Source organism: Peptacetobacter sp. AB845, from assembly GCF_047528295.1.
In the GTDB taxonomy this organism is placed as follows: domain Bacteria; phylum Bacillota; class Clostridia; order Peptostreptococcales; family Peptostreptococcaceae; genus Peptacetobacter.
The window spans coordinates 1,444,104-1,467,733 of the sequence record NZ_CP180001.1 but is presented as its reverse complement, the minus strand read 5'-3'; the positions used below and the strand labels follow the sequence as shown (position 1 = coordinate 1,467,733).

At 29.9% G+C, this 23,630-nt stretch carries 17 protein-coding genes; all 17 read right to left on the bottom strand.

Translation table 11 applies throughout. The features are described from left to right. Positions 1-7: 7 nt before the first annotated feature. Positions 8-2,983 carry a type I restriction endonuclease subunit R gene (locus ACK2WO_RS06945; protein WP_414697193.1) on the bottom strand — a complete coding sequence of 992 codons (2,976 nt, stop codon included), beginning with the start codon at positions 2,981-2,983 and terminating at the stop codon, positions 8-10. Between the two features lie 182 nt (positions 2,984-3,165). After that, positions 3,166-4,578, bottom strand: coding sequence for a hypothetical protein (locus ACK2WO_RS06940; protein WP_414697192.1), 1,413 nt, complete (start codon positions 4,576-4,578; stop codon positions 3,166-3,168). Further along, positions 4,578-6,605: a type I restriction-modification system subunit M gene (locus ACK2WO_RS06935; protein ID WP_414697191.1), complete on the bottom strand. Its 2,028-nt coding sequence runs from the start codon at positions 6,603-6,605 to the stop codon at positions 4,578-4,580. Before ACK2WO_RS06935 ends, ACK2WO_RS06940 begins: the two co-directional genes overlap by 1 nt. 112 nt (positions 6,606-6,717) lie before the next feature. After that, entirely contained in the window at positions 6,718-8,562 is a 1,845-nt protein-coding gene (locus ACK2WO_RS06930) for an N-6 DNA methylase (protein ID WP_414697190.1), read from the bottom strand. A 358-nt stretch (positions 8,563-8,920) separates the two neighbouring features. Continuing rightward, positions 8,921-9,811: a YegS/Rv2252/BmrU family lipid kinase gene (locus ACK2WO_RS06925; protein WP_414697189.1), complete on the bottom strand. Its 891-nt coding sequence runs from the start codon at positions 9,809-9,811 to the stop codon at positions 8,921-8,923. Positions 9,812-9,829: 18 nt separating this feature from the next. Further along, entirely contained in the window at positions 9,830-10,471 is a 642-nt protein-coding gene (locus tag ACK2WO_RS06920; RefSeq protein WP_178411512.1) for an LUD domain-containing protein, read from the bottom strand. Positions 10,472-10,534: 63 nt separating this feature from the next. After that, positions 10,535-11,077, bottom strand: coding sequence for a hypothetical protein (locus ACK2WO_RS06915; RefSeq protein WP_414697188.1), 543 nt, complete (start codon positions 11,075-11,077; stop codon positions 10,535-10,537). A 24-nt stretch (positions 11,078-11,101) separates the two neighbouring features. Continuing rightward, positions 11,102-12,571 carry a tRNA (N6-isopentenyl adenosine(37)-C2)-methylthiotransferase MiaB gene (miaB, locus tag ACK2WO_RS06910; protein WP_414697187.1) on the bottom strand — a complete coding sequence of 490 codons (1,470 nt, stop codon included), beginning with the start codon at positions 12,569-12,571 and terminating at the stop codon, positions 11,102-11,104. 78 nt (positions 12,572-12,649) lie between these two features. Beyond that, positions 12,650-13,732: a PIN domain-containing protein gene (locus ACK2WO_RS06905; RefSeq protein ID WP_414697186.1), complete on the bottom strand. Its 1,083-nt coding sequence runs from the start codon at positions 13,730-13,732 to the stop codon at positions 12,650-12,652. A gap of 201 nt (positions 13,733-13,933) precedes the next feature. Continuing rightward, positions 13,934-14,713: an N-acetylmuramoyl-L-alanine amidase gene (locus ACK2WO_RS06900; protein WP_414697185.1), complete on the bottom strand. Its 780-nt coding sequence runs from the start codon at positions 14,711-14,713 to the stop codon at positions 13,934-13,936. Then, on the bottom strand, positions 14,713-14,946 hold the full coding sequence (locus ACK2WO_RS06895; RefSeq protein WP_201417100.1) for a phage holin: 234 nt from the start codon (positions 14,944-14,946) through the stop codon (positions 14,713-14,715). The genes ACK2WO_RS06900 and ACK2WO_RS06895 overlap by 1 nt, the downstream gene beginning before the upstream one ends. An 11-nt stretch (positions 14,947-14,957) precedes the next feature. Then, a complete protein-coding gene (locus ACK2WO_RS06890) occupies positions 14,958-15,143 on the bottom strand; it encodes a hypothetical protein (RefSeq protein WP_329981296.1) in 186 nt (61 codons plus the stop codon). Continuing rightward, a complete protein-coding gene (locus tag ACK2WO_RS06885) occupies positions 15,144-15,731 on the bottom strand; it encodes a glucosaminidase domain-containing protein (protein WP_414697184.1) in 588 nt (195 codons plus the stop codon). It lies immediately after the preceding gene. Between the two features lie 10 nt (positions 15,732-15,741). Then, positions 15,742-16,044, bottom strand: coding sequence for a hypothetical protein (locus ACK2WO_RS06880; protein ID WP_414697183.1), 303 nt, complete (start codon positions 16,042-16,044; stop codon positions 15,742-15,744). Positions 16,045-16,096: 52 nt separating this feature from the next. Continuing rightward, positions 16,097-19,027, bottom strand: coding sequence for a hypothetical protein (locus tag ACK2WO_RS06875; protein WP_414697182.1), 2,931 nt, complete (start codon positions 19,025-19,027; stop codon positions 16,097-16,099). Beyond that, positions 19,028-20,995 carry a hypothetical protein gene (locus ACK2WO_RS06870; RefSeq protein WP_414697181.1) on the bottom strand — a complete coding sequence of 656 codons (1,968 nt, stop codon included), beginning with the start codon at positions 20,993-20,995 and terminating at the stop codon, positions 19,028-19,030. It abuts the gene before it with no gap. Continuing rightward, complete coding sequence (locus ACK2WO_RS06865) at positions 20,985-23,630, bottom strand: phage tail spike protein (protein WP_414697180.1); 2,646 nt, start codon at positions 23,628-23,630, stop codon at positions 20,985-20,987. Before ACK2WO_RS06865 ends, ACK2WO_RS06870 begins: the two co-directional genes overlap by 11 nt.

The following is a 23,630-nucleotide window of genomic DNA, read 5'->3' as shown; positions in this document are numbered from 1 at the left end:
CCTTATTTTATTTATTAACATATCTATATATCACACTTGCCAAATGATGAATCATAAAACTCTTCAAGTTCCTATCTCTCAACATATTCATAGCAAAACCAGAATTCTTTTTCTTAATAGAGAAAAATGCCTTGTTGAAATATCTATCTTCAAAAACTTTCTCCCAATCTTCAAAACTATTCGCTTTTGCTATATCTACTATATCTGGATCATTTTTAAGTTCATCTTCACACTCATTAAGAGCTATTCTATCATCTTCTGTCAAATCTTTTCCGTATATCTCATTCACTTTTTTAATTATATCGTCCAAATACTCTTCCTGCTTTTCAGATACACTAGATCCATCTCTTTCAGATAAACCTCTAAGCTCTCCCTCTCCACTATGAAGAGAAATATCCTCGCCTGTTACATCATCTTTTCCCATTTTTTTAATTTTATAATAGTCTAGTGTCAACATATCATCTAAATCTAATCTCTCAGAGTGTTTTTTAGGAAGCTTCTTAATAAGTGCTGATAAATAAGTCCGTAATCTCAAGAAGTTTAAATTTTTCATAGGGTATACTTGAATCAAGAAATTATACATACTCACAAATTTTCTACTCTTTTTCTTGAATCCATCTGCTTCCTCTTCATTTTCTTCTTCAAGCTCACAGTATTTATAAACCCCTGAATCAATAATATTATTCATCATAATATCCTGTTCTGAACTTCTATTATCTGTATAATAAAGGTCTGCAAACTTATTTACATCAGTTTCATCAAATATTCCGTATTCTCTAAGCTGCCAGAATAATTCTACTATCAAATTAGTATCTGTAACCTCATCAATATTAGTCATCTCAAAATATGGCTTATATGCTTCCTGTATATCCTCAACACTATTCTGGAAATCTAATATAAATGTTCTCTTATTTGGATAAGTTCTATTCAATCTCGATAAAGTCTGAACAGTTTTAACACCATCTAATTTTTTATCAACATACATTGCACAAAGCTTTGGTTGGTCAAATCCTGTCTGATACTTATCCGCAACAATTAAAATTTTAAACTCATCTCTATCAAAAATACTTGGTAAATTTGACTCATTTATATCTTTTGCAGCATCTGAGTTCATACCAACTTCTGTATATTCTACATCATCATCATTTACTGTTCCAGAGAAAGCTACCAAAGCCTTAAAATCATAACCTTTTTCCTTTATATATTGATCTACAGCTAATTTATACCTAACTGCATGAAGTCTACTAGATGTAACTATCATAGCCTTTGCTTTTCCACCAATCCACATAGACCTATTTTCTGCAAAATCATCTACAATAGTTTCTACTTTTTTTCTTATATTATAATCATTCAAGTTTACAAATCTTCCAACAGCTTTTTTACCTTCAGATTTATCTAACTCTGGATTATCCGCTATGCTCTTACCTACTTTATAATATACTTTTGCTGTCATAAAATTCTTTAAAACATCTAGTATAAATCCTTCTTCTATAGCCTGTTTCATAGAATATAGATGGAACTCGTGTGGTTTTCCATCAGCTCCAATTCTGCCAAATACTTGCATAGTTTTATTCTTTGGAGTTGCTGTAAATGCGAAAAAGCTAATTTTATCAGTATTGGTTCTTTTTTCTATAAGCTCAGTCATTTTGTCTAAGCTACTTTTTTCTTTGCGCTCCTCTTCCTCAGAAATTTTTTCTGCTTCCTCCAAACTTTTCCCCGCTAAAGTTTCCTTAAGTGCATTCATATTTTCTCCAGAAGTAGAAGAATGAGCCTCATCTATGATTACAGCATATTTTCTTTTTTCTAAAGAATCTATTTTTTCAAGTGCATACTTAAACTTCTGAATAGTTGTTATTATTATTTTACTTCTATTCATTATTGCTTCAGCTAAGTCCGATGAATTCTTGTTATCATCTATTTTTACAACCAAACCATGTTTATGCTCTAATTGATAAACCGCATCTTGTAGCTGCTTATCAAGAACCTTTCTATCTGTTACTACGATTACCGAATCAAAAATAGCTTCATTATTTTCATCGTGTAAACTCGATAATCTGTGCGCAGTCCAAGCTATTGTATTAGTCTTGCCACTACCAGCACTGTGCTGAATCAAATAATTTTTTCCTACTTTATTTTTTTTCACATCTTCTACAATTTTTCTAACCGCATCTAACTGATGAAATCTAGGAAAAATTGCTTTATTCTGTTTATATTTTTCTATAAAGTAGAATCTTTTTAATATATCAAGTAAACTATCTTTAGCTAAAATATCTTCCCATAGGTATGATGTTTTTAACTTACCTTCAATTTCTGGATTCCCTTTTCCCCTGTTGTTCCCTCTATTAAAAGGTAAGAAAAATGTACTATTTCCCTTTAACCGTGTTGTCATGTATACCTCATCTGTATCTAAAGCAAAATATACCAACACCCTTCTATTAAATTTAAACATTTCTTCTTTAGGATCTCTATCTTTTTTAAACTGTTCAATAGCATTGAATACATTTTGACCTGTAAATTGATTTTTTAGCTCCATAGCTATTACAGGAAATCCATTCAAAGAAATCACCATATCTAAAGTATTATTATGCTTTGGACTATATTTTAGCTGTCTAGTTACTTTAAATATATTTTGTGTGTATTTTTCGTAATCTGATTTATTATCTGTTGTATTAGGTTTATTGAAAAATAGCTCAAATTTGCCATTCATCATACAATCTTCGTAGCCATTTCTCAATACATCTATTAATCCTCTTCTATCTATATCACTATTTAAACCATTTATAAATTCTTTTTTCCAGTTATTCCCTCTATTTAGTTTAAATTCGTCTATTTTTTCCTTTTGAGTATTTTCTAAAAATCTAAATAAATCATCTAAAAACAGATTATTTTGTAAATCAAATTCGCTTGAATTGCCTTTTTCGTAGTCTGATGAAAGTAGCGACATTTCTATAAGTTCTTCAAATTCTTTTTCTTTCGGCAACATAATAATCATCCCCTTCCTTTTAGTTTATTGATTGATTTTAATTTAGTATTTCCTGTATAATTTATTCGTTATATGTATATAATAACATAATTAATGAGTTTATTTGTATGATTTCCGTTTTAAATTAATCTTTATTGATAAATTTAAAGCTGGATAAATTTTGAATTCATCCAGCTTATTTTTTAGTCTAATATTTCTATTTTTCCAGTAACTGCTTCACTGATTAAAGCTTGTTTTGCTTCTTTTAATTTTTCTATTTGATATTTTAATTTATCAATTGATAAATTAATTCCACCTACTTTTAATTCTAAAGCATTATATGTTTCAACTTGTTCATTGTAACTTGGTAAAGCTACAGAAAGGTTATTTAGTAAGTTTTGAGACAATGATGCTCTTGTTACCAAATTCATTTCCTTTACAAAGAATTTCCTATTTAACTCACATCTGAAATAATATTTTGAGAATCCTTTATATAAAATATTTGTATTATTAGGTCTAAATCTTATTAAAAATCCGGCAAATGTTGCATTTTCTATTGTGTTCATACATGTTGAAGCAAAGCCTATTTCCTCAACAGTTTCAGAGGTTCTTGTAAATAGTACATCCCCTTCTTTTACTGAGTAAATTCTTCTATCATCTTCTGTTGAATTTACTAATCCTTCTATCTCTACTGGCAACTCTATATTTTTATATGCATTGCTATAGCTTACAAACGGATAACCATATCCAAATTCATCACTACTTTTACTTATTCCATTTTGCATCTTTCCTAAAAATCTAAGTCTTTTAATTTTCCAATCTTTTGGAATTTTTCCTATCCACTCTACTCCGCTATCTTTCATTTCAAAGTCATCTCTTTTAACTATCTCGAAATCTTCCCCATTTTTAACTACTTTAACTTTTCCTGTAACAACTTCACTTATAAGACTTTTCTTAGCTTCTTCTAATTTTTCTATTAATTTTTCTTTTTTAGAAATTATATTATTAAAATAAGAAGTTTTTTCATCAAGAAAATTAGCTATTTTATTCTGTATATTTATATTTTTAGATAACGAAACTTTATAATCTACTAAATCATCTATATTAAATCCTGGCTGAGCTGATTTTTGATATGCAGTTATTTCCATTTGTTTTAGAAATGATTTGCTTTGAAAATAATATGCTACATACTTATAATTAATTCTATTATGATCAACGGTAACTTTTCCAACTGAGGATGTTGTATTTGCTTCTTTTATATTTTCTGGTATTATGGCTGTTTTTCCTATAGTTGCTCCCGTTTTTGCTATTAAAATATCTTTCGGTCTTAAAATACTTTTTTTATTTTCTTCATTTACTATTTTGCTTATATAAACCATACCTTTAAAATCCAATTCATTTCCCCAAGTTAAATTTTGCACTCTAATATAAGGAATTCCCTCATTTTGATACATTTCAGGTTTTATAGAACCATGATCTCCATCTCCTATTGGATAATATTCATTTTTATTAGTAAGATATTTAACGGGTATTACTTCCCAATCCTTAGGAATTTTACCTATCCACTCAACTCCACTATCCTTCATTTCTTCATCAGATCTATATCTATATTTCATTAGCTCAACACCTTCTTTATCTCGCAGGCTATCTCTATCTCAAGTTCTTCCACTTCTTTCATTATTTCACTAAAAGGTCTAAGCTCCTCGTATTTATAGAAATGTCTAGTAAACGGAATCTCATAACCGATATTATCTAAGCTACTTTCATCTATATAGGCATCGCTTACGTGTGGTTTTACTTCTCTATCAAAATATTCCCAAACATCTTCTTTTAAAGGTATTGTTTCTGTATCTCTTAAACTTGAATTACTTTCTATATTTCCTTTAGAATCTCTGCATATCTCTGCATCATCGCTATTTACTCCAATCACTCCTACAATTCCCTTTATTACAGTAGCTGAGACAGTTGCATCTTTTTCTTTTAATCTTTTCTTTAATTCTTTAACAAATTTATCTCTACTTAGATAAATTTCTCCACCTACAAAACTTTCAAGTACTTCTATTACTTTTTTCTGTTTCTCTAACCCTTCTTTTTCCTCAACTTCTTTTATTGCCGCATCCTTTTTCTTAGATACTGCTAAATTTTTAAATGTAGTCACATCTTTTACACTTTCTATATTTTCTTCATTTACTTCAAATTTTAATTTAAGAGGTCTTTCTATCGTTACTTTTCTGTATCCAAATTCTTCATTATCGAATATTTTACAGTTTTCACTTTCTTCAAATTTGCTGTAAATTTCTTTTATTTCTTTTATTTGCTCTGGAAGTATTTCTTTTCTCTTATTTCCTAAGCTTTTTCTCATAAGGCTGTAGTATTCTGTAGCGTTCACTAGCTGAATTTTACCTTTTCTTTTTTCTTCTTTTCTATTTGTTATAACCCATATATATGTTGCTATCCCTGTATTGTAGAACATATCTGTCGGTAGTGCAATTATTCCTTCTAATAAATCATTTTCTATTATGTATTTTCTTATATTACTTTCTCCGCTTCCTGCATCACCAGTAAATAATGGAGAGCCATTGAATATTATAGCTATTCTACTTCCTTCTTCATCATCGTACATTTTACTAATCATATTCTGTAAGAATAGTAAAGAGCCATCGCTAACTCTAGGAGTTCCCGCACCAAATCTTCCTTCAAATCCTTTACTCGCTTCGTCTTTTACTTTTTTCTCTTCATCTTTCCAAGTAACACCAAATGGTGGATTTGATATTAAGAATCTCATCTTTTCATTTTTAAATTTATCTTCAGTTAGTGTATTTCCTAGTCTTATATTGTCTGGATTTTGCCCTTTCATAAGCATATCTGCCTGACATATCGCAAAAGATTCATCTAATATTTCCTGACCATAAACATCAACTATAGCATTAGGATTTATTTTTTCTATATATTCTTCTCCTATAGAAAGCATTCCACCTGTTCCACAACAGAAATCTGCTATTGATATTCTTTTTCCTTTTTCTGATAACAAGTGTTCTTTTCCTTCAAAAAGCATCTCCATACAAAGCCTTATAACCTCTCTCGGAGTATACTGCTCTCCTGCTGCTGAATTTTCAGTAAATCTTCTTAGTATTTCTTCATATATGTATCCCATTTTATTATTAGATACTGCATCTATATGTAAATCAACATCTCCCATTTTTTTTACTATTGCATATAATTTATCTTTTTTACTAAGAAATTCTATTTCATCTTTAAATTTAAATTTCCCTATTATACTTCTTACATTTTCAGAAAATCCGTTTATATATTCCTTTAAATTTGATTCTATATTTTCTGAATCATCTAATAGTTTCTTCCAAGTAAAGTTGCTAGTATTATAAAACGGAAAATCAATTTCATAGTTTTCTTTTAAATCATCTAGTATTATTCCTTCTCTTTCCTCTTTATCTTCTATTACTTCATAACTTTCGCAGACTTCTTTTATTACTTCTCTGTTATATTTTTCTAATAGACAGTCAAATCTTCTCAAAACTATCATAGGAATCATTACTTTTCTGTAATCTTCTTCTTTGTACGTTCCTCTTAAACTTTCGGCTATGTTCCATAAAAATGCAACATGATTAAAATTTTCAGTGCTCATTGTCAATTCCCCTTTTTAAAAAAATTAATCCTACAACATAGTTTATCATTAATTTATTCTAAAATAAACTATGTTGTAAGTAATTATATTTTCACTTATTTAAAAGTTTATTTTATAGTACATCAAACGCGTCCATTATTCCCATACTTTTGTATAGTTCTAGTGTAGATTCTTTTGATTTTTCTTCTATTTCTTTAATTTTATTTTTTAGCATATCCTGCTCTTCATCGTATTTTTCTACTATTTTGTTCTGTTCTTCTAAATCCTTTAATATTATAGGCAACGTTTTCAAATCTTTTGTATTTATTGTTACTACAGCGGTACCTGCTTGTATATCTGATATAAGGTACTGACCTAGTGGACTTTCTAAGAAATATTTTACATACTCAGGATTATTATTTGATTTTAATCTTACACCTATAAAGTTCTGAGATATTAATATTTCCTCGTTATGCTTTGGTATAATACATATTTTTATACTAGTTCCTTTATTTGATATTAATATATCTCCTTCTTTTACTTTATATGCTTCTGTTCTGGCATTATTTTTTATAGAGTATCTTTTTAGAGAATCTATGTTTATTTTACCATCATTCACATCAGATAAATTTATTATCTTATATTCTCCCTCATTATTTTCTTCTATATTTTTGCCTGTTACGTTTATTCCTCTGTAAAAATCAGCTATCTCTTCTAATTTAGTACTTTTATTATTTACATTTTCTATTTTACTTTTGCTAAATTTAATTTTACCTAATATTTCATTGTCCATTTCTCTAACTTTAACTATGCTGCTAGCTAATATATTTCCATTTTCTAATTCTTCTAAATTTAATATTTCACTTATCTGATCCACTTCTTTTTTATTTCTATATATATCTACTATTTCTTCTATTTCAACATCTGTAAGTATTTTTTGGAATCTTTCTGATTTATACATTGATGTAGCATTTATGAATAGAACTTTATTTTTTAAGTTTTTATCTTTATTTTTATTTATAACCAATATGTTTACAGGAACTTTTGTGTTTTTTAATACTCCTGAAAGTGAAATAACAGCTTCAATAATATCCTGTCTTATTATATTTTTTCTTATTTCTTCTTCCCTACCACCTCTGAATAATGCACCAGATGGAAGTATAAACACACCTTTTTCCTCTAGTAATTCTATTCCCTCCGATACAAATAACCATTCCGCACTTGATACAGGTGGTTTTCCATATCTAAAAAGATTGTTTTTGTCAGCTTCTATTTCTAATTTATCCGCTCTCCAGTCCATTCCCATTGGTGGATTCATCATTATATTAGTAAATTTTTTTAGTTTACCATTTTCTATAAATTTAGGCTCTGTTAGACTATTTCCAACTTCTACCTTTGCATCGTCAATTCCCATCATAGATAATCTTATTTTGCAAATTTCAGCAAAGTCTCTATTTATATCTTGGCAGAAGATTTTCACTTCATCGCCTTTTTTATCGGCATAATCTTTAATCTCTCCTGCTATTGAACCTGAACCACAAGTTAAGTCTGCAAAGCTTCCACCATTAGGGTCTATTATAGCTACTCCAAGTTTTGATATATAGCTTGGTGTTACTGTTGAATATACTGTTGTCTTATTGTTTAAATTTATTAATTCGTCAACTGCAAATTTCCATTCTTCTTTTGAGATATGTAGTTCATCTATTTTAGAGAACATACTGCATAATGTTTCACTTTTTATTTCTAAAAATAGTCTGCTATTTGTAAAAAATGCTTTAGATATTCCTTTTTTATCTTCTATTTCTTCAAGTATTTTTTCTATTTCTACCTTATCACCTAAACTTTTTAAAACTCTTTCTGAATATCCATTGTAGCTTATTAATGCTGACATTAAACAGATTTTTTGTTTATCCTCTTCTCTGAATAATTTATAGTTACTTTCTAATACTAATGCTATTTCTGATATATTTTTGTTCATTTATAATACCTCCAGATTTTTATTTTGTTAGTAATTGCCTTACTAACTTTTCTTTAATTACATTCTACAACTTTTTAAGTTATAAGTCAACAACTATTTTTTAGTAATTCGATTACTATATTTTAATATTAATTTTATTCCTTGTTTTTATAATTAAGATTATTTATTATCCATCGCTTGAAGATAAATTTACACAGAAAAGGACTTTTGAATTGCAATCGGTCATCTTTTTGCATTGCATAACAAAGAAATCGAACTCGACAATGCAACTTGATTGCCTGGAGAGGAGATTCTTTGTTATGCAATGCATTAAAAAAGAGACCTTTGCAATTCAAAAGTCTCTTTTCTCTTTAATTAACTAAAATTCTATTCCTAAAATATCAAGTGCATCCTCTACACACTCTATCTCAAGAGGGAATGCTGGTCCCTTTTCTCCGTCAATATCAGTGCCTAAATCATCATCACACTTAATTGTTACCTTCTTAGTCTTGAAATACAATATTTCGTTATCAGTTTCAAAGTCTAAATGTTCCCCTTTTAACACACCTATCAAAACAGGAATAATCTTAGGAATTGGCATACCTTTGAATATTATAACATCCAAATATCCATCATCTACCTCAGCCTTATACGCTAAATGTATATTTCCTGCTGTTTTACCATTAAAAACAAGCATTAAATACATATTCCCAGAATAACTAGATTCTTCAGATTCCACATCTATATAGAATTCCCTCATAGATCTAGCCTCTTCTATTCCTTTTATATAGTATGTAATTCTACCAAAAGAGTTTTTAATATCATTGTTTATCTTTTGAGATACATCTGTAAACATACCTGCACTAGCTACATTCACAAAATATCTGTTATTAACTTTACCTAAATCTATTTTTCTAGGTTTAGAAGCTATAATTTTTTTAACAGCCTCCTCTGGATCATGTTCTAAACAAAGAGCATTTGCAAAATCATTCGCTGTCCCTGAAGGAATTATTCCAACTGGAATATCTATGTTTTTTCTCTTTAGCTCATTTACCAATAAATCTATCGTTCCGTCTCCACCGCAGAATACAACATGGTCGTAGCTATTGTCTAAATCTTCAAGGCATGCCCCTGCTGGTATATCATAATCTAATCTATATGGGATTACTGTATATCCATTTTTTTGATAGATTCTTATTATATCATCTAATCTAGCAGCAAGTTTCTTCTCTCCGGAGTTTGGATTGTATATAAATTTTACCTTTTTCATTTTTTCCACTCAGATACATTAATATCCTAAGCTTTCGTTAAGGAATATTACATGTATTCTGCCTTTCTGAACAGGTCTTTTTATAGTAACATAATTTGCACAAATTCTTTCAGGGCTTGAACAGTTTGCACACATTCCTGTAGTTGCACAAGGAGTTTTTCTATTTAATCTCTTTGTATTTGCTGGAGCTGCTATAGATTTTACTCTTGCAATAGCTTCTTCTTCATTTTTAACTATTTTATTAGCCCCTGCTATTACTATAACCTTATCAGGACCATATATCATAGCAGCAACTCTATTTCCATTTCCGTCTACGTTATAAAGTTCGCCTTCTTCTGTTATAGCATTTGTACTTGCGAAGTAAGCATCTGCAAAGAATGATTTTCTATATATTTCTGTTATATCATCTTTGCTAAGTCCTGCTTCATATCTATCTAGGAATTTATATCTTCCTTCTCTTAAATAGTCTATTATACCTGTTTCAAATAAAGTCATAGAACCCCCACAAGAAACAACAGCATCTTTATCTACTATTTTTTCTATAGTTTCTATAAGTTCTTCTTTATTTTTTACAAAGTATCCATTCATATTATTTTCTTCAAGAGCTTTTATTGTTTTTTCTATTCTTTTTTCATTTAACCATTCTACATTCTTATCCACTTCAAACACTTCCTCTTAACAAAATTTTTGATTCATATATATAATATCATATTTGTCAGAAAATTACTGAATTTTATCTTCATAAATTTTCATTATTTTATTAAAAGAGTCTTCCACTTTGTTTATATCTTCAGAGCTAAAACTTCCATCCATACCTAATTTTATATCATCTTCTATTGTATTTAATACTTCATTCATACCATCTAAAGCTGTAGGCACTTTTGTAGCTTCTTTTTCCATTTTTTCTTTTAACTCAGGATCTTCACCAGTTTCCGCAAATTCATCGTATTTATACTCTAAATACTGCTTTATTTCCTTTTCATCTATACTATTTAACTCATCTCTTTTTTCGTTTACTTCTTTAATTATTGATTCTAATTCTGATTTAGACATTTTCCAATTACTTTCTTTTATAGGTGTTATAAAGTCATTGTACCATTCTATCTCAGATTCCAATCTTAAATCTGTAAATGTATCATTTGTTTCTGTTATTGTTTTTATTCTTTCTTCTGTAAGTGCTTCTGATTCATTATTTTCCTTCTCTTTGTTTCCACAACCCGATAACACTAGTGCCATCATCGCAAAAACTAATAATATTCTTTTCATTGTAGCACTCCCTTCTAAATTTTATTATCTTAAAACTTCTACAACTTCACCATTTAATGAGAATGATCTAGGCTGAGTTATTTTAACATTTACTAATTTACCAACTAAATTCTCTTCTTCACTATCAAAGTTTACAGTTTTGTTCTGTCTAGTTTTTCCAGTGTATCTGTTTTTATCCTTAGCACTTTTTCCTTCTACTAGTACTTCAACAATTTTATCCTGATAGCTGTAGTTTATATCGTTTACTATTCTATTTACATGTTCTAATACTTCATCAAATCTTCTGTGTTTTTCATCTTCTGGAATCTGGTCTTCCATTTTAGCTGCAGGAGTTCCTTCTCTCTTAGAATAAATAAATGTAAATGCTGAATCATATTTAGTTTCTTCAATTACATCTATAGTATCCTGAACATCTTCAAGTGTTTCTCCTGGGAATCCAACCATTATATCTGTACTGAATGCTATATCAGGTATCTCTTTTCTAACTTTTCTTACTATATTAAGATAATCTTCTTTAGAGTAATGTCTATTCATTTTCTTTAAAAGACTTGTGCTTCCACACTGAACTGGCAAGTGCAGGAATTCACATATTTTGTCACAATCTCTCATTGCATATATAACCTCATCAGATAAATCTTTTGGATGAGATGTCATAAATCTTATTCTTTCTAATCCTTCTATTTTGTTGACTTCTCTTAGAAGCTCAGCAAATGTCATAGGATTTTCTAATGTTTTTCCATATGAGTTTACATTCTGACCAAGTAGAGTAACTTCTTTTGTTCCATGAGCCACTAAATCTTTTATCTCGTCTAATATATCCTGAGGCTCTCTACTTCTTTCTCTACCTCTTGTGTAAGGAACTATGCAGTATGTACAGAAGTTGTTGCATCCGTACATTATATTTACAAATGCTTTTAATTCGAATTTCCTGTTGCTGCTTAATCCTTCTATTACTTCCCCATCTGTATCCCAAACTTCTACTATATTTTTTCCAGTCGTTATCTGTTTGTACATAAGTTCTGGGAATCTGTATAGGTTGTGTGTTCCAAACATTAGGTTTACGTGTTTGTGATTTTTTTTGATTTCTTCTACAACATGAGGCTGCTGCATCATACATCCACAAAGAGCTATTTTTACATCTGGATTTTTTCTTTTTGTAAATTTTAGCTGTCCTAAGTTTCCATATACTTTCATTTCCGCATTTTCTCTTACCGCACAAGTGTTGTATATTATTAGGTCTGCTTTGTATATTTGTTCAGTTTTTTCGTATCCCATTCTTTCAAGCATGTATGCTAGTTCTTCTGAGTCGTGTTCATTCATCTGACACCCGAATGTACATAACCCCATGACAGGGCGGCGACCTTTCTCTTTTGCCCATTTATCATTTAAATCTCTGACTTTATCCATATAAGTTTCCTGTACTTCTAACTTATGTGGGTCCATTACTTTCTGTCTTGGTTTCTTTACTTCTTTGTTTATGTTAATTGTTTCCATTTTTTTCTCCTTTTCTATTTATAACTATCCTTTTTATTTTATCATATAAAAAAAATAGGGTATAGTCCCTATTTTTTTCTATAAATTGAATGTAATATCATTCACATCTACATGAGTTATATTTATAAAATCCAATGCTTCTATATTATTTTCTATATCTTCCTCGTATACATTAAAATATGCATTTATATATGATGTTACTTCGCCTATATTTCCGTCTTGATAAATAAATTCTTCATCATCATTGTAATAACATGATTCATATTCAGGATTCTTCAAAATTTTAGTATATTCAATTTTGTTAGATACCCTTAATAAAATTACTCCTTCTTTGGGATTAAAGAAATCTATATCTATCTTTTCTTTTTTACTATCATCAACAGAATCTAAAATTATATTTGCTTCATAAGGTAAATTTTCATCAAATGTAACAAATATATCTTCAGCAGTATTTTTTATATAAGCTTTTATATTTACTTTTCTCATTATCATACTCTCAATATTGATATTATGTATATTTTCTTCTAACTCCCGAAGTTTATTTTCAATTTTCTCATCTTGTATCCGTTTTTTTATATATTCATCTTTTATTTTAAGATCGTCTATTTTTTTGTATAAAGTTATATTTCTACTATTATTTTTTAAATTGACAAAATCTTTTTCATTTTCTGTAATAAATATTATAGAATCTTCTTCTTCTAGCTTATCATAAAATTTAAAAATAGAATATAAAATAATTGCATCTCTAAATGAATCTTTACTATTATTAAATGGTGGTTTCTCTAATACTAAATCTTTCATTATTTCTTTTATATACTCACCATCCTCTCTATATTCTATTATACTTATTCCTTTATTTTTTAGTATCATATCTAATTTCTTTTCATACTTTAAATATAAGTCTTCTCTATATATTTTTTTCAACTCTTTATCTTCTAAAAAATGCAATGTTTTATTACATTTTATTATTTCATTATATTTTTTTAAAATAGGTTTAACTTCATCTAGATATTTTTTTATAATCTCGTCTTTTATGATTTCTGGAATACAAATTTCAATTTCATCAAATCTGTTTAAACTTGCTAACTCTACTAATTCCCTTTCAAAAAAATAATCCTTTTTTGATACAACTATATTGGTATCAAAAATAATGTATTTCATAAATATTCACATCCTTTCTATATTGAATTATACCATAAATACAAAAAAGAGGAGAACACTGCTGCTCTCCCCTTCCCTGTTATAATATATAGATATGAGAAATTTTTTTAATTTAAACACTATATAATGGATTTGCTACCACTATATATAGATTTATTATTTTTTAGATTATTTTATCTCTTATATTTGTACATATTGCAACTATAATAATTTAGCTGCATTTTTGAATGTCTGGAATCTATTCGCATCTTCTGCTTTACCGCCTATCTGAACAACTTCTTTTGCTTTCAGACCACTTATTTTGAAGTCAGATTCCTTCATCATAGGGCACTTATGCTTCTGAGCTACAACAATAGCTGCAAATACATCTGCATCCCCATGATATAATACGATTTTATCAACCATATCCTCACCTCCTTTCTCATCTACTTTTATTCCAAGATGCTTAAGGATCCCTTGAGCAATCTCTTTACCATTACGTTTTCTTTCTGCTAATGTATCAGCTATCTCTACATCTTTCTTATTATCAAGGAAGCATATTTCAACTATATTAGCTGGCATATTAGTTCTTCTTATAACTGCATAGTAGTCAGTTTTTCCAGACTTATTAAGTCTTTTATACTCTTTTACTTCAGTCTGTCCCATATCGACCTTCATCTCTTTTGCAATTTTATGTGCCATCTGTAGACCGTTCCCCTCAGCCTTTGAGTAAATTACTTCTCCTCTATCTCCACCACCGCTATTATGGTGAATAGATACAAAATAATCACATCCATTCTGATTAGCTATTTCACATCTTCTTTCAAGGCTTAAAAACTTGTCTGTAGTTCTCGTCATTACTACTTTTACTCCATATCTTTGAAGTTCATCTCTACACGAAAGAGCTGTATCAAGGTTATATGTTTTTTCAACGTGTTTTCCTGTTACTGCTCCACTATCTGAGCCACCATGTCCAGGGTCTATACATACTTTATATGCCATTATTTATTCACCTTCTTAGTATCTTTTATTCCAGGAGTATTTGGATTAACAAATATTCCTACAACTGCTAATACTGCACTTCCTAGCATATATGGGTTCTTTAAAACTTCCATTATTGCATCTTTTAATGCTCCCCATGTAGTTAATGTAGTTGCATCTATTCCTAATGTAGTTCCAACTACACCAACTATTCCAAGCCAAAACCAAATATTTTTGAATCTATTTTTATCCATAATTTTCCTCCTTAATACTCAACTATAAGTTCATCTCTGCCTTCTAATAAAAGACCTGCATCTACATCTGATTTATATTGTAATAATTTTTCATTATCGAACATCTTGCTATAAAGATTTCTACCTGCTTCTATTCCATCTGTATTTGCTCTATCTAATACTTCATCTATTATTTTCTGTACTATTAATATGCTCATCTATTCCACCTCATTTAATATTTCTATAACCTTATCTACCTTAGCTTTTAACTCTAAATATAATTCTTTATAGTTTTCACTCTCTTCATCTGAATGATCATTACGCACTCCAATTATAATTTCCTCTAATCTTCGTGCTAAATCTACAACTTTATCTCCCCAATCTTTTTTACTACACCATTTCATTCCAATGCTCCAAATATCTTTTTTGCCATTACAGTATCTCCAATCTGCACTATCATCTTTTTCTAAATACTGCTTGCCTATTCTGTGTGCTGCATAATTGATACATTCCTCTTTACTATCGAAATATCTACCATACTGAGATGTTCCTTTTAACGAATCCCTAGCATCTACACCAAACAAGTTATTTTTACGGACTGCCAAATCAGACAGTCCATAACTTGACTCTAAGCAAGCAATAGCTAGTAATATCAGTGCATTTACATTGTAATCATCTTGAGCTTTTAAAAAGTATTCTCCTAAGCCAACAAGACCATTATCTTTTTTTAATTTATTTACTGCTACTTCAAGCTCATCAGCTGATGCATCTGTATGTATTGTTATATTATCTGAATTAAATAGCACTCTATCACCTCTAACATTTTTTTCTGCAATCTTTACAGTTTGTTTTTATTTCCTCAACATCTCTAAGTAATGTTTTTATTTTTTCGTCGTGCGCTGCTATTTTTTCTTTTATCAAGTTTCTAGCCTTTACACTATCTTCTAACTTAGTATCTAACTTAGTTAATAGCTCTTCATGATGCTTTAACATTGTTATTATTACCGCATTGCTTTCTCCTTTGTCCTGTGCTTCTTTTAAAGCTTTCCTATATCCAGCATAAATACCAACAACACCTGTTAATATACTAAGAAGAATATTTATATCTATTAGCTCCACAAACATCACCTCCTAAAAAATTTTAAAAAGGGGCATAAAAAAAGAGCCCCTTTTAGCTCTCTGGAATATAAATCAATCTTCCACCAACTGTTGCACTTGTAGCTTCATTTCTTAAACAGAATACTCCAGCAGTCGGAATTTCTATTTTTAAAGTAGAATCTACTTTTAAATCTTTATATGATCCTCCATAAGTAAATGAACTGCCAGCTTTTATATTTGTAGAATCTGAATATAGAGTAGTATAATAAACACTTCTATCTTCATTATAAATATCCATATTAGCAAATTCTTTTGCTATAAATCCTAATTTAGAATCAGCATGAACCTTAACGATATACTGATTTCCATTAGAAAATGCAACATTATCAAATTTCTCATACCCTTCTCCAGTATCATTGAATATATCATTTTTAGATATAGAAATTGAATTTATACCATTTGAAGTAGATGCAAATATACCATCAACTAATGTTGCAGTATTTCCCCATAAGTTTTCAATACCTAAGAATTTCATTGCCTTATTCTTATCATATGTATATCCGTATGTCATTCCAAATTTATCTAGTTGACCTGTATTTAATAGTGCTGTATTTCCTACATTTCCATATCCAATACCATTCGTCCACTGACAATTAAGATATGGATACATTATTAACTGTAGTGCTTCTAATAATAAAGCTGAATAATAGTTAAATGAATTATATCCTTTACCTCTTTCCTGACACTTAGCTCTAAAATTAGTTAAAGTCATATTTGTTATAGGTTTCTTTCCGCTCTGGCTTCTTATTTTTCCAGTAGCATCTTGTGATGCTTCATATGCAGCTATATAAATATTATTTACTTCTTTTGTTCCAACTGTATGAGCAGGACATATATATTTTTCATTTATTTTTCTATTAGAGATTTTAACTTCATACTCTTCAAAATTAACTTTTTCTACACATATGTATAACTTAGGAAATTCAATCATTACATCAATATCATCTGTAATGTTGCTTCCATTTATATATTTAGAAAAATCTTCTTTTTCTATGTATTCAACTATTTTCCCATCTTTAAGAGCAACAGGTCTTATCAATGAGTATGGATAAATCCATTCATAGTCTCCATTATTCATTGTATAATAATGCTCCACTTTATCTACATATTCGATTCTAGTCTTTGGTTTATCCTCTTCAAGTTCTGGTATCGTCATAGGAGTATCTTCTGTTACTAAAGTATCTCCATTTTTATCCATTTCAACAATGCCTTCATTAAGTTCTTCTAATGTCTGTGGTATATCTTTATTGTTAGATCCTTCTACAGTGCCTTCATCTAATTCTGGAATAGTCATAGGAATTTCTTCAATTGGAACTTCTATTGCTTCCTTTACTATTCTTGTATGCTCTATTCTTTGTGGTTGTTCTATATTAGTAGAATCTTCTATTAAAGTTACTGCTTGCTCTGCAAATCTTACTGTTTCGTTTACTCTTACTCCAAATACCTTAGATTCTGGATTAGGTGGAATATAAACTAATCTCGAATTTACTTTAATATTCATATCTTTTTTTGTATTTAAACTCAAATTAAAGATACCAGCATTATTCCAATATAATTTATCATTCTCACCTTTCATGGCTACACTATTTGCTTCAACCCTAAATGTGTCACAGTAATATTCAGGAACTCCAAACTTATTTACACCTATAGTTCCACTTGGTAAAAATAATGTGTCTCTAAATCCAAATACATTCGCTATCTTGTTTGGAGTACTAATATAATTAGTTTTACTAACAACTGAATTTTTTACCTTTATGCAATTTTCATTTATTCCATATGGTTTAAATAAATCATTTTTCATATTTATAATCCAATTTCCATAATCATCTGTACATAATCCCGATAACCATGTAGCTGTATTACCATATAGATTTTCTATTCCTAAAAATTTAATTGGTTCCTTATCAGCTCCATTATCATCAGTAATTTGGCCAGAATCATCTTTTATGTACTCTAGTTTTTTTCCATAGACCATACCTTTATTATCACAACTTCCAGTATTTTTTATATCAAAAGCATTCCCATGCCCTAAAACTGATTGCGAATCTGTATTTTTATATGCAGTTAAATAAAGTATTTGTATTGCTAAATCAGAGAAATAATTGTACTGATGATATCCTTCACCATTTCTAGTACAATATTCTTCCCCCTCTTCAAATGTAACCTTACTTGGAGTTTGTCCACTAACACTTCTCATCTTTTTATCTATCAAACTTCCTTCATAAGCTCCTACATAAATATAGTCACTCTCGTAATCTCCGCTTGTATGAGCTGGACAATCCCAATAATCACTATATCTCCACCGTGATATATCTATACGAATATGACTATCATCTATTCTTTCTGTATTCCAATAAAATTTTGGTATCTCAATCATTACATCAACATCTTCTGTAACTGGAGTCTCATCTTCATATTTTGTATAATCATTAGGATTTATATATTTAACAACCTCTCCATTTTTTAATCCACATGGTCTTGTACTATTAAATGGATAAATATTTTCCCAACCACCATAAGATGTATGTGTTGCAACTGGAATATCTACAGAATCATTTGCATAGGTACATCTTGTACTAGGGTTTGGGTCTGTTTCATCTATTATCACACTATAAATAGGATATTTTTCTGTTTTAACTGCTAGAGTTTTAGAATAAACTTCATACCCATTATTATTATTATTATTAATTTTAATTTGAACACCATATTCGATTTCTGGTTCTAAGTTAGCTACAGTTAATTCAAAGTGTCCGTTACCAACTTTTCCATCAGCTCCAAGCTCTTTTCCATTAAGTACTAGATTATGGGTACAATCTGTTTCTGCACCTCTTACATCATAGCTTACAAAAAAACAAGTTTTTCCAACCTCATCAACTTGGAAATTTATTATTTCACCATAACTACTTCCTCCACCGACACCACTCATGCCTATAATTCCAGCCATTTAATCACCTCTTACAATAACAATAATATTAATGTCTATTTCTGGCTTTATGCCATATGCTATTAGTTTTATTAATCCTTCACTTTGTTCTCCGCATATAATCTGTGCTCTTCCAAATGCATTTAATTCTTCTTTTGTCATCAAAGGATCTATAGAATTAGTAATTTCCCAGTTCTTATTTGCATCCATTCCTTCTATGCTAATTTCATAGCTATAAGGAGCTGTATCACCAACCCAATTTACTGCTTGTAATACTACTTGCTGCTTAGTTGATTTATCAGATTTATTAGATTTTATAGAATTTATATCACTATTATGTTTTTCTAGTTTTGTTTTATCTTCCTTAGACATTCGTCCATCTGAAGAAGTTGTTGCTAATGGAATATCATCAACTGTTATAGATACTCCATCTTTACCAGGGTCACCTTTATCCCCTTTAGGTCCTTGAACACCCTGGATACCTTGGTCACCTTTAGGTCCTTGTGGTCCAACTGCACCAGTATCTCCCTTATCACCTTTGAGACCAGTATCTCCTTTTTCTCCTTTATCACCTTTTAAACCTTGTGGTCCTTGAATACCTTGCTCTCCTTGTGGTCCTTCAAATCCTCCTGTATTTAGCCATCCATTTTCAGACCAAACATACAAGTCTTTACCTACTACATAAGCATCTCCGAATTGATTTCCATCTGGTGGTAAAGCTGATTCATTTTCTACTTTATCTATTATTTTTATAGTATTTCCATCTTTACCAGGGTCACCTTTATCACCCTTAGGTCCTTGTTCTCCAGTATCTCCTTTAAGACCTGTATCACCCTTTGCTCCAGTTTCACCTTTATCACCCTTAGGTCCTTGTTCTCCAGTATCTCCTTTAAGACCTGTATCACCCTTTGCTCCAGTTTCACCTTTGTCACCCTTAGGTCCTTGAACACCTTGTATTCCTTGGTCACCCTTGTCACCTTTTTCTCCAGGAATCCCCTGAATACCTTGCTCTCCAGTATCTCCCTTTGGTCCTTGTAGTTTTCCAAAGTTTTCAAACTTACTGCCAGTCCATATCCATACATCTTTTGTATCTTGAGCTTGGTATGCATCATTTTGTTGTGCTGTAGGTGGTAGAGATGTAGATGTATCAACTTGTCCTTTAAATATTAGAGAAGTCCCTGGGTCACCTTTGAATTGTTCTGGGTTAGCTATCCATTCTTCTACTACTTCATTATTAGCTATCCTCTTATTCTCATTTTCTATCCTCTTATTTTCATTAGTAATTCTCTCTTCTTCTCTATCTATCGTACCTTTTACAAGTTCATATTTAGAGTCAAAGTTAGTTTTTTTCTCTGTAATATCAGTCTGAATATCAGTTACATTCGATTCTATTTCACTCATATTGTTCAAACCTTCTGTAACTGCTGCATTGATATTATTTAATCCCTCTGTAGATTTTTGTTCTATATTACTTAATCCACTTTCTACAGCTTGATTAATATCATTTAAACCTTCTTGACTAACTGATTTTAACTCATTCATCTTCTCCTCATAATGAAGTGAAAACTCGTGAACTTTATCATAATCGATAAATAGCTCTCCATTATCAGTTTCTCTTTCTAGCAGAGATCTATTTACATCTCTTTTAAATACCGCTGAAAGAAGTGTTTCTTTAGCTTCTTTATCGAAGAGAGCAAACTGTACATCTACAGTCTGATTTTTTCTAAATACCTCATTTGGAACTATAAACTTATACTTACCACCATCTAAAAAAGCACCCTTTGATTCATAGATACCTTTTCCATCCTCTTCTCTTATAAGAAGCCTTATATCTATAGTTTCATCATTGAGTGCTAGTCCATCATCAGTTATAACTGTAGCTATAAATCCTCTTGTATTTACATCTCCAGTCATTCCTATAAATCCTTTTTCAATTTCTTTTTCTGTAAATCTTATAGTTATATTATTTTTACCGAAATTATAGAGCATTCGTTGAACCATCTCCTTTCAGTTTTTCAATTTCTTCTTTTAAAGATTTATTCTCTTTTTCTAATAAATCTAATTTATTTATAATCTTTTCTAATGCTAAAGATTGAGTTTCTGTTATAAAATTCGTGTCTTGAAATACTATCTCTGGATTATCATCAGCAATTTGATATGCATCAGAAAATTGATTTGCTGTTTCTGAAAGCATCATCCTATCTTCACTTTCGATTTTTGAAAGGTAAATTTCTTTTGAGTTTGTAGAAAAATTCTTAAAGAAATCATATGAAATATCTTTTTTCTCTTCTTGCAGTTTATTTGGAAGACTAAATTCACCTATATTTAAACTTCTTCCGTAATACTTTCTAGCATAAAAGCTATCAAAATAACGGTTAGAAGAACTTTTCCCACATGTAAGAGCATTCCCTGGAGTATTCTTAGGAATTAAACTTAAATCTGTAATTTGCAATTCTTCATATGTTGTGTTTAAGTTGAACACAGCATCACCATTATAATAATATCTAAATCCTCCATCAAAAACTAATATGTAGGTGTACTGGTCTTTTTTTAACCTTATACCTTCATTATTAACATCTATACTCATTGAATTTACATCTCCAGCAGTTTTACCCCTTTCTAAAACTATTCTGTTATTTGCTCCAGGATATAACATATCAGTAGTTATAGCTCCAGCTTCTATCTCACTACTTTTTATTTTAGGACAAGTTACATTTCCACTTCCATCTACAATAAACTGCCTACCAGGTTTATTCCCAAGTGTTAATCTTCCGTCTGTATCTAAATGGAATGTAACATCTGGAGACCAATATCCAACCAATCCACTTAAGTATCGTCCACCTGATTGTACTACATTATTACCAAAAAATACTCCTCTGTTAGAACTTCCTACATACATTCTAGGAGTTAAAATATAATCTCCATTTATAGTAGTTGTTGATTGATTCCAATCATGCCACCATTGTGGAAGAGTTGCATCTGTTCCAGGTTCTCCCGGCTCTCCTGGTGGACCTTGTTCACCTTTTAATTCTTCTTTTAACTCTTGTGTCATATTATCTTTTCCCAAAGATTGAGAGCCAAATATAAGAGATTCACCATCAAATTTAAGTTTAAAATCTTCAGCATTGTTTCCAATAATAAACTCGCCAGTTTCAAGATTCCATTTAACTTTACCACCTTTTAATACTCCAGCTACTATTGTGTCAGCTACAAATCCATCACCAGTACCGAATGTAGTCCATCTCCAACTACCATCAGCTTTTTTACTATTTGCTATAGCTATCTTACCAGCACCCATATAAATTACTTTACTAGGATTCTGATTTATAGGTTTATCAAACGAATAGTACCCTGCAGGAAGATTCCATTCATTATCAACTTTTAACTCATAGTTGTATCCATCATCATTGTAGTAGCTCTGTTCTAACCCTTCTTGAAGTAATTTTAAAAAGTCCTCATCAGTTTGATGGGACTTATCCATAAAATCATTCAGAGCATCATTAATTTTATCTAATCTATCTTTATAATCTTTATTTTTCTTTTCTGCTGATGTTGGAATATAATCACCTAAAGATATTTTAGTTAAGCTATCATCTAGTAGATTTCTTTCGATTTGAAATACTCTAGCAGTATAATATAATCCTATATCTTTTCTGATTATATTAACTGAATCACCTAAATTAGTAGTACCTATTCTATTTACTTCTGTAGTTAGCTCTACTTTAGGTCTAGCTGCATCAACTAATTCTGCATAAGTAAGTTTTAAAAGCTCCTCTTTATTATCGCAATCACTAAATTCTGTAATTCTAATTCTAGGACTTCCATCAGAATATCCATATAAAGCAGTTGCTTCTTTTAACTCAACATACTCTTGTCCTAAAGGTTTGTCTACAGGATCACCATTTTCTTTTTTCCATTCAACATCTTTAAAATCTATTCTTCTACCATATCCTCCAGTAGATTCTCCAGATTCATCTGTTTTCTCTTCACCTTTCCCTCTACCTATAAGAGCTGTGTAGATATTACTCTTAATTTCTTCAGCTTTTATATCTATAGCATTACTACCATAGACTAACCTTCTGCCTGTATCTTCTCCCATCTCGTCATAAAGGTCTACATATCTTCCTATAATCTTCTGACCATTAAATGCGATTCTATAATCTATCTCTACATTCCAAACACTTAAAAAATCAGATAGAGCATCTAGTCTTGATTTATCATACCAATTAGTAGACCCCTTATTTTCAGTGAATACTTTTCCAACTTCCCAACGTGTACCAGCTAATATAGTTCCAAGAGCATCACTTGCACTTAAATTGTTTGGTCTCTTGTCTCTTATATATCCATTAGCTTTCAATTCGTCGAATAGAATATGGATGCCTTTTATACTACTAGAATTTTGTAATATATTGTTAGTTATTCTATACATTAGAAACTTTTCTTTATTCTGATAATCAAAGTGTCCTATATACTCAGCATTAGATATGTCAGAGTATTTTACAGATGCTAAATCAACATCTATAGTCATTATATTGTTTAATTTTTCTGTTGATATAGCTGTTTCAATCTGTTCCCTAGGTATTATCTTTATAAGATTTTCATTTTTATCAAACAAATAAAGCAT